This is a genomic window from Acinetobacter sp. TSRC1-2 (genome assembly GCF_049895885.1).
Classification (GTDB): Bacteria; Pseudomonadota; Gammaproteobacteria; order Pseudomonadales; family Moraxellaceae; genus Acinetobacter.
Genome location: NZ_JAFCTF010000029.1, coordinates 1 through 6794, shown reverse-complemented (window position 1 = coordinate 6794; position 6794 = coordinate 1). Strand labels below are relative to the sequence as shown.

Here is a 6794-nt window from a genome sequence, read left to right as displayed (position 1 = left end):
CGAATGCTAAAAATTCTGGGGTACAAATATAAATCAAAAAGAAGATCATTTTTTGATTTATGAAAGAGATCTATTATAAAAATATAATTGCGAACTTACAGGAGTGTGAGGTATAAGCAAAGACACTACAGCGTTAAGCCTTATAGTTTTGGGAGAGCCTATAAGGCTTATATTTTTTATTATACTTGGCTATTTTTTCCAGATTCTGAAAATAATTCAAAACATATTTTTCGGAGCCACTGATTATTTGGATTGTTATGGGAGCGAGCATGCCAATGCTGCTTAACACTATACTCAGGAAAAGAGTAAGGTGACGTTAAAACTTTAATCTCACCTCGAGCTTCCAAGAATTTACTCAAATAAAGTGGAATCGTTGCAATGGCATCGGTGTATTTTATAACTAAACCGATGCCGAGATAGCCAGGTAACTTCATTAAAATATTTCGGTTTACGCCAATTCTTTGTAGTTCATGCTCCACTACATAATGACCACCTGTTGCCAAAATATCGACATGTAATTCTCTACAGAATTCCTGGTGTGTAAGAGTAGTCCCTAATAGCCGTGGATGTGATGGACTCGCAATAACTGTATATTCTTGTCGAAAAAGGGTTTGCTGATAAAAGCCTGCTTCTAATTGGGGGAGAAAACCAATAGCAAGATCAATTTCTCCTTCAGCCATTAAGGACGGTGTATTTGTGTCAATAGGCACAATGCTGAGACGGATATTAGGTGCATTTTGACGTAGATAACCTACTAATTTCGGTAATAAAACCAAATGACTAATATCCGTCATACTTATTTTAAATTCGTAATTCGAAGTATGCGGATCAAAATCAAGATTAAAATGATTAATCACTTTAAGCTTATTCATCATTTCTACAGTCATTGGAAAAATATTTCTTGCTAAATCAGTTGGCTCCATTGTATTTCCCACTCGTACAAAAAGCGGGTTTTTAAAATGTTCTCTTAATTTATTGAGTCCCACGCTTAAAGTAGGTTGACCAATCCCTAAGTATTCAGCAGCTTTAGAAACGCTTTTATGTTTATAAATTTCATGAAAAATTTGAATAAGTCTTGAGTCGATATCCATTCTCATCATAGCCTGTATTGATTTTATCAATACAGGCTATTCATTTTTGCTTATGTATACAAGTAAATTCAATTGATAGATTAAAAGCAATTAAAGGATTCATAGCAATTGTCGGAATAATTGCTTTTATTTATCAGGAAGAGGGACGCTAGATGGAACAATTAGCAACTTTAGAAGATTTACCAAAACAATATCTTTCCAATTTAACGCAATCTAATCTTGTTCCACTTTGGCCAAGCTTGCGTAATGTATTACCCCCCATTCAACCTATGCCACAAACTCAGGTTACCGCTTGGCATTTTAAAGATATCAAACCCTTATTATTAGAAGCTGGTGAATTAACACCCATTGAAAAAGCAGAACGACGCGTTTTAGTTTTGGCAAATCCAGGACATGGATTAGAAAACATGAAAGCAACCTCTGCAATTTATTTAGGGATGCAACTGTTGTTGCCAAATGAATGGGCGCCATCTCATCGTCATACGCCAAATGCAGTTCGGTTGATTGTAGAAGGCTCTGGGGCTTATACAACAGTAGAAGGCCAAAAATGCAGGATGGAACATGGCGATTTAATTTTAACGCCATCAGGTTTATGGCATGAGCATGGCCATGATGGTGATGAACCGGTGATTTGGCTTGATGTTTTAGATTTACCTCTCGTGTATTACATGGAAGCATCTTATGTGGAAGGTGGGGATCTACAGAAAGTTCAGGGTTATGATTTAGGTCAGCATTACGGTAAGGGTATTGTTCCGACCAAACATTTTTTACGCGAAAAATCGACTTATCCAATTTTGCGTTACTCGTGGCGAGATACAAAGCAAGTTCTTGATTCATTAGCAGAAGATAAAAGTTATAACTCCCCTGCACAAGTGAGTTATATCAATCCTGAGACGGGCGAGGATTGTCAAAAAATCATTGGCTATTCAGCTTTACGTTTAGCGCCTAAACAGATTTTACAGTTAGAGCGTCGTTCAGTAGCGCAAGTTTTTCATGTGATTCAAGGTGAAATGCAGATTGATATTAATGCTGAAAGCCATCAATTGGATCGTTCAGATACAGCTTGTGCACCTTGTTTTGCCCAAATTGATTTAATCAATAATACAGAAGCACCATGTTACGTCTTCGTGGCAGATGAGGCGCCATTACAGAAAAAATTAGGTTTGTATTCGACACGTGAACGTATTTAAATTTTTTGAAAGGAATCGAAAATGACAATAGATCAAAGACCTATTTTGATATCAGGCGGTGGTATTGGTGGATTTGCAGCAGCTCTTGCACTGACTCAGCAAGGTTTCAAAGTAAAAGTATTCGAGCAAGCGCCAGAAATTGGCGAAATTGGTGCAGGAATTCAATTAGGTCCAAATGCATTCCATGCTTTTGATGCATTGGGTGTAGGGGAAATCGCCAGAGCGAAAGCCGTTTATACCGATTATATGGTCATGCATGATGCTTTGGATGAGTATCAGGTAGGTAAAATTCCAACCGATGAAAAATTCCGTCAACGGTTTGGTAATCCTTATGCCGTTATTCATCGTGCAGATATTCATGCATCTTTAGTTGAAGGAGCAGCACAAATCGGTGATTTAGAAATTATTACCAATTGTCGTATTCAGTCCATCTCACAAGATCAAGATCAAGTTTCCATTGTTGATCAACATGGTAATACTCATGTCGGACAGGCTTTGATTGGTGCAGATGGTGTGAAATCAGTGGTACGTGAAACTTGTGTAGGTGACCCGGCATTGGTTACTGGACATGTCGTTTATCGTGCTGTTGTGCCGGAAGCCGAGTTTCCTGAAGATTTGAAATGGAATGCAGCGAGTATTTGGGTCGGTCCAAATTGTCATTTGGTCCATTATCCACTGCGTGGTGGTGAAGAATATAACGTGGTGGTCACTTTCCATAGCCGTGAAGAAGAGCAATGGGGGGTAACTGATGGTTCGAAAGAAGAAGTACTTTCTTATTTTGAAGGTATTTGTCCTAAGGCACGCCAACTTATTGAATTGCCAAAAAGTTGGAAGCGTTGGGCAACAGCTGACCGTGATCCAATTGATCAATGGAGCTTTGGGCGTATTACATTATTGGGTGATGCAGCACATCCTACAACCCAATATATGGCACAGGGTGCATGTATGGCACTTGAAGATGCCGTGACCTTAGGTGAGGCATTACAAGTTTGCAATAATAATATTCAACAAGCATTTGATTTATATCAAAAAGCAAGAATATCCCGTACGGCAAGAATCGTCTTGTCCTCCCGTGAAATGGGTAAGCTTTATCATGCCAAAGGTGTGCAGCGTTTAGTCCGTAATGATTTATGGCGTGATCGTCCCGCAGAGCGTTTTTATGATGCGATGGAGTGGCTCTATGGTTGGAATGTCCAGAATTGCCTCAGTGCGGCACAAAATTTTCAAGGAAATGTCGCATGAAACTGTATGGGTTTTTCCGTAGCGGAACCTCGCATCGACTGAGAATTGCTTTAAACCTAAAAGGATTAAGTTATGAGCAGGTTTCAATTTCTTTAGCTAAAAATCAGCATCATGATATTGAATTTAAGCAATTAAATCCTCAAGGTTTTGTACCAGTACTTGAAATTGAACAGGGCTTATTGACTCAAAGTCCTGCCATTTTGGAATGGTTAGAAGAGCAATACCCAGCGCCTGCATTATTGCCCACAGACCCTCTTGAAAAAGCAAAAGTGCGTGCATTGGCTGCTGTAGTGGGATGCGATATTCATCCCATTAATAACAAGCGGGTTTTGGAATACTTGCGTACAACCCTGAAGCAAGATGAATCTCAGGTTTTGGCATGGTGTACTGAATGGATTTCAACTGGTTTTGAAGCACTAGAAACCATGCTGAAATCGGATAACACGCGTGAAAATTTTTGTTATGGCAATTCTGTAACTTTGGCAGATGTATATCTGATTCCACAAGTTTACTCAGCAAAAAGATTCAAGGTTGATTTAACCCCCTATCCAAGCATCGTTTCTATTTATGAATATTGCATGCAATTGCCCGCCTTTCAGCATGCAGATCCTACACAGCAAGCAGATTCAATTTAGTAATTAAAGAAAATTAATTAATTTATACAAGGGAATATATATGTCATTTATTTTTGAGCCAATTAAAACGGCAGCATTACCCATTCAAGGTTCTGAACAACAATTTCCAGTACGTCGTGTTTATTGCGTAGGCCGTAACTATGCAGCGCACGCACGTGAAATGGGTTTTGATCCAGATCGTGAACCACCATTTTTCTTTTGCAAACCAAATGATGAACAATCAGTTGTGCCTGTTCTAGCGGATCAAACTGTTGATATTCCATATCCACCAGAAACCTCTAACTATCATTATGAAATTGAATTAGTCGTTGCAATTGGAAAAGATGGCAAAGACATTTCTGTTGAAGATGCTGCTGATTATATTTTCGGTTATGCAGTTGGCTTAGATATGACGCGTCGTGATTTACAAATGAGTATGCGTGAAAAAGGTCGTCCATGGGAAGTCGGTAAAGCATTTGACTATTCGGCACCGATTGGTCCAATTCATCCAATTTCAGCAACTGGTGAACTTAATCAAGCCGATATCTTATTGACTGTGAATGGTGAAGAAAAACAACATAGTGATGTGAGCCACCTAATTTGGTCTGTTTCAGAAACGATCGCGAATTTATCTTCTTTATTTGAGTTAAAAGCGGGTGACCTGATCTTTACCGGTACACCGGAAGGTGTGGGTGCTGTGGTGAAAGGCGATGTGATGCATGCTGAAATTCAAGGTTTGACGGGCATTACCGTGAATGTGATTTAGTTTATTCAATTTTAAGAGATGTCTCAAAAATAAAAAAAAGAGACATCTCTTTTCGCTAAGGAATGCAATAGGGCGTAACTCAAGATACGTCTACAAGGAGTATTAAATGTCTCATTCTCAACAGACAATTGATGTACAAAGTTTTATAGATAAAAATCCGCTATCAGGTTCACAGAAATTAATTATGTGGCTGTGTTTTCTCGTGGTCGCTATTGATGGCTTTGATACAGCAGCAGTCGGTTTTATTGCACCAGCATTAAAAGCTGAATGGGCTTTACAAGCCACAGATCTTGCCCCTCTATTTGGTGCCGGTTTATTTGGTTTAATGGCCGGAGCACTTGTTTTTGGACCGCTTGCAGACAAGATTGGACGTAAATCTATTTTGATTGGTTCAGTGATATTATTTGGAGTAGCAAGTATATTTGCTGCATATTCTTCAGATCTTACTTCACTTATTATTTGGCGTTTTATTACTGGTCTTGGACTGGGCGGGGCAATGCCAAATGCGATTACCCTGACTTCTGAATATAGCCCAACAAAACGTCGTTCGAGTTTAGTTACTTTAATGTTTTGTGGTTTTACCATTGGTTCTGCATTAGGCGGAATTGCATCAGCACAATTACTACCAAGTGTTGGATGGCATGGTATTTTACTTATCGGTGGCATTTTGCCATTATTAACAGTACCTTTTTTAATTTTCTTATTACCTGAATCTCTCCGTTTTATGGTGCTGAAGAATCAAAGTATTGAAAAAATTGAACAGATCATGCGTCGTATTTCACCCCATATTCAAGTATTACCACGCTTAATTCCAACTCAAAATGAAACCAACAAAGTAGGTATTAAAGACTTATTCAGTCGTCAATATGCAATGGGTACGTTTTTAATTTGGTGTACTTTTTTTATGAGCTTACTCATCATATATATGATTTCAAGCTGGATGCCAACCTTACTTACAAATAATGGATTTAACTTAAAAAATGCATCTTGGGTGACTTCGGTATTTCAAATTGGTGGAACAATTGGAGCGATTGTCATTGGATATATGATGGATAAAATTGACTCTACAAAAGTTCTCAGCATTGCTTATGTATTAGGCGCAGCATTTTTAATGTGTTTGGGGCTAGGCATTGAACAGGCTAATACCATGTTATTACTTTTAGGAATGTTTGGAGTGGGTGTGGGTATTAGTGGCTCACAAGTGGGGGTTAATGCATTTTCATCAAGTTTTTATCCAACCCATTGCCGAGCAACGGGTGTGAGCTGGGCAAATGCAGCAGGCCGTTCCGGCTCAGTTGTCGGTTCAATCATTGGTGGCTGGTTAATGGCATTGAACTTATCTAGCTTCGAAATCATGTCATTATTGGCAATACCTGCTTTGTTTGCCGCTTTCTCATTATTTATGATCAATCGTATGAAAGCTAAAACTACAGACGTTTATTCAGTCGTACAATAAGAGCAACTTATCTCTGAATGAGACGTTTACCAAACGTATTGATTGATGTGCCTGAAAATGAAAGCAAATACATCCTACGTTTCTTGGCGGAATGGATTTAAAATCTAGAATATACCTATAGCCATTGCTGGGGGTATTGTGCTATGGGAACAACTGTTTAACCCAACATTTTACTATTGCTGATTTTTGGCTGAATCGTCGTCAAAACTACCGTGTGACCTTTAATGAACCGGATCAAGTTGAGCAACTGCAATAGAAAAAGCTGACTGAACAACTCACGGCCACGCTTTGATGCACTGAGTGAACTTGAATGGTGCAATATAATATAGTTTTAAGCACATTTGAGCGGTGTAAATAGGGCACTGTTGCAAATAGAGATTTGAGTCAATGATGTTCCCTTTAAAAAGTGCTTAGAGACCGAAAACTCTATTCACT

General features: G+C 38.7%; 6 protein-coding genes. 5 read left to right on the top strand and 1 reads right to left on the bottom strand.

Annotated features, from left to right (window positions below; translation table 11 throughout):
* Positions 1-179: 179 nt before the first annotated feature.
* The gene (locus ACP69Y_RS16495; protein ID WP_425919522.1) at positions 180-1091 is read right to left on the bottom strand and encodes a LysR substrate-binding domain-containing protein; all 912 of its coding nucleotides are present in this window, start codon (positions 1089-1091) and stop codon (positions 180-182) included.
* 152 nt (positions 1092-1243) lie between these two features.
* Between ACP69Y_RS16495 and ACP69Y_RS16490 the strand changes: the two genes are divergently transcribed.
* From ACP69Y_RS16490 to ACP69Y_RS16470, 5 genes are all read left to right on the top strand, one after another.
* The gene (locus ACP69Y_RS16490) at positions 1244-2281 is read left to right on the top strand and encodes a cupin domain-containing protein (RefSeq protein WP_425919521.1); all 1038 of its coding nucleotides are present in this window, start codon (positions 1244-1246) and stop codon (positions 2279-2281) included.
* Positions 2282-2302: 21 nt separating this feature from the next.
* Complete coding sequence (locus ACP69Y_RS16485) at positions 2303-3523, top strand: 3-hydroxybenzoate 6-monooxygenase (protein ID WP_425919520.1); 1221 nt, start codon at positions 2303-2305, stop codon at positions 3521-3523.
* The gene (gene maiA / locus ACP69Y_RS16480; protein ID WP_425919519.1) at positions 3520-4158 is read left to right on the top strand and encodes a maleylacetoacetate isomerase; all 639 of its coding nucleotides are present in this window, start codon (positions 3520-3522) and stop codon (positions 4156-4158) included. Before ACP69Y_RS16485 ends, maiA begins: the two co-directional genes overlap by 4 nt.
* Positions 4159-4198: 40 nt before the next feature.
* Positions 4199-4903, top strand: a complete 705-nt coding sequence (locus tag ACP69Y_RS16475) for a fumarylacetoacetate hydrolase family protein (RefSeq protein ID WP_425919518.1) — start codon at positions 4199-4201, stop codon at positions 4901-4903.
* A 106-nt stretch (positions 4904-5009) separates the two neighbouring features.
* On the top strand, positions 5010-6359 hold the full coding sequence (locus tag ACP69Y_RS16470; protein ID WP_425919517.1) for an MFS transporter: 1350 nt from the start codon (positions 5010-5012) through the stop codon (positions 6357-6359).
* The last annotated feature ends 435 nt before the right edge of the window (positions 6360-6794 follow it).

Excerpts from the sequence above, each read along its gene's own strand:
- ACP69Y_RS16490 (WP_425919521.1), top strand. The coding sequence starts at position 1,244 with ATGGAACAATTAGCAACTTTAGAAGATTTACCAAAACAATATCTTTCC.
- ACP69Y_RS16470 (WP_425919517.1), top strand. The coding sequence starts at position 5,010 with ATGTCTCATTCTCAACAGACAATTGATGTACAAAGTTTTATAGATAAA.
- ACP69Y_RS16495 (WP_425919522.1), bottom strand. The coding sequence starts at position 1,091 with ATGGATATCGACTCAAGACTTATTCAAATTTTTCATGAAATTTATAAA.
- maiA (WP_425919519.1), top strand. The coding sequence starts at position 3,520 with ATGAAACTGTATGGGTTTTTCCGTAGCGGAACCTCGCATCGACTGAGA.
- ACP69Y_RS16475 (WP_425919518.1), top strand. The coding sequence starts at position 4,199 with ATGTCATTTATTTTTGAGCCAATTAAAACGGCAGCATTACCCATTCAA.
- ACP69Y_RS16485 (WP_425919520.1), top strand. The coding sequence starts at position 2,303 with ATGACAATAGATCAAAGACCTATTTTGATATCAGGCGGTGGTATTGGT.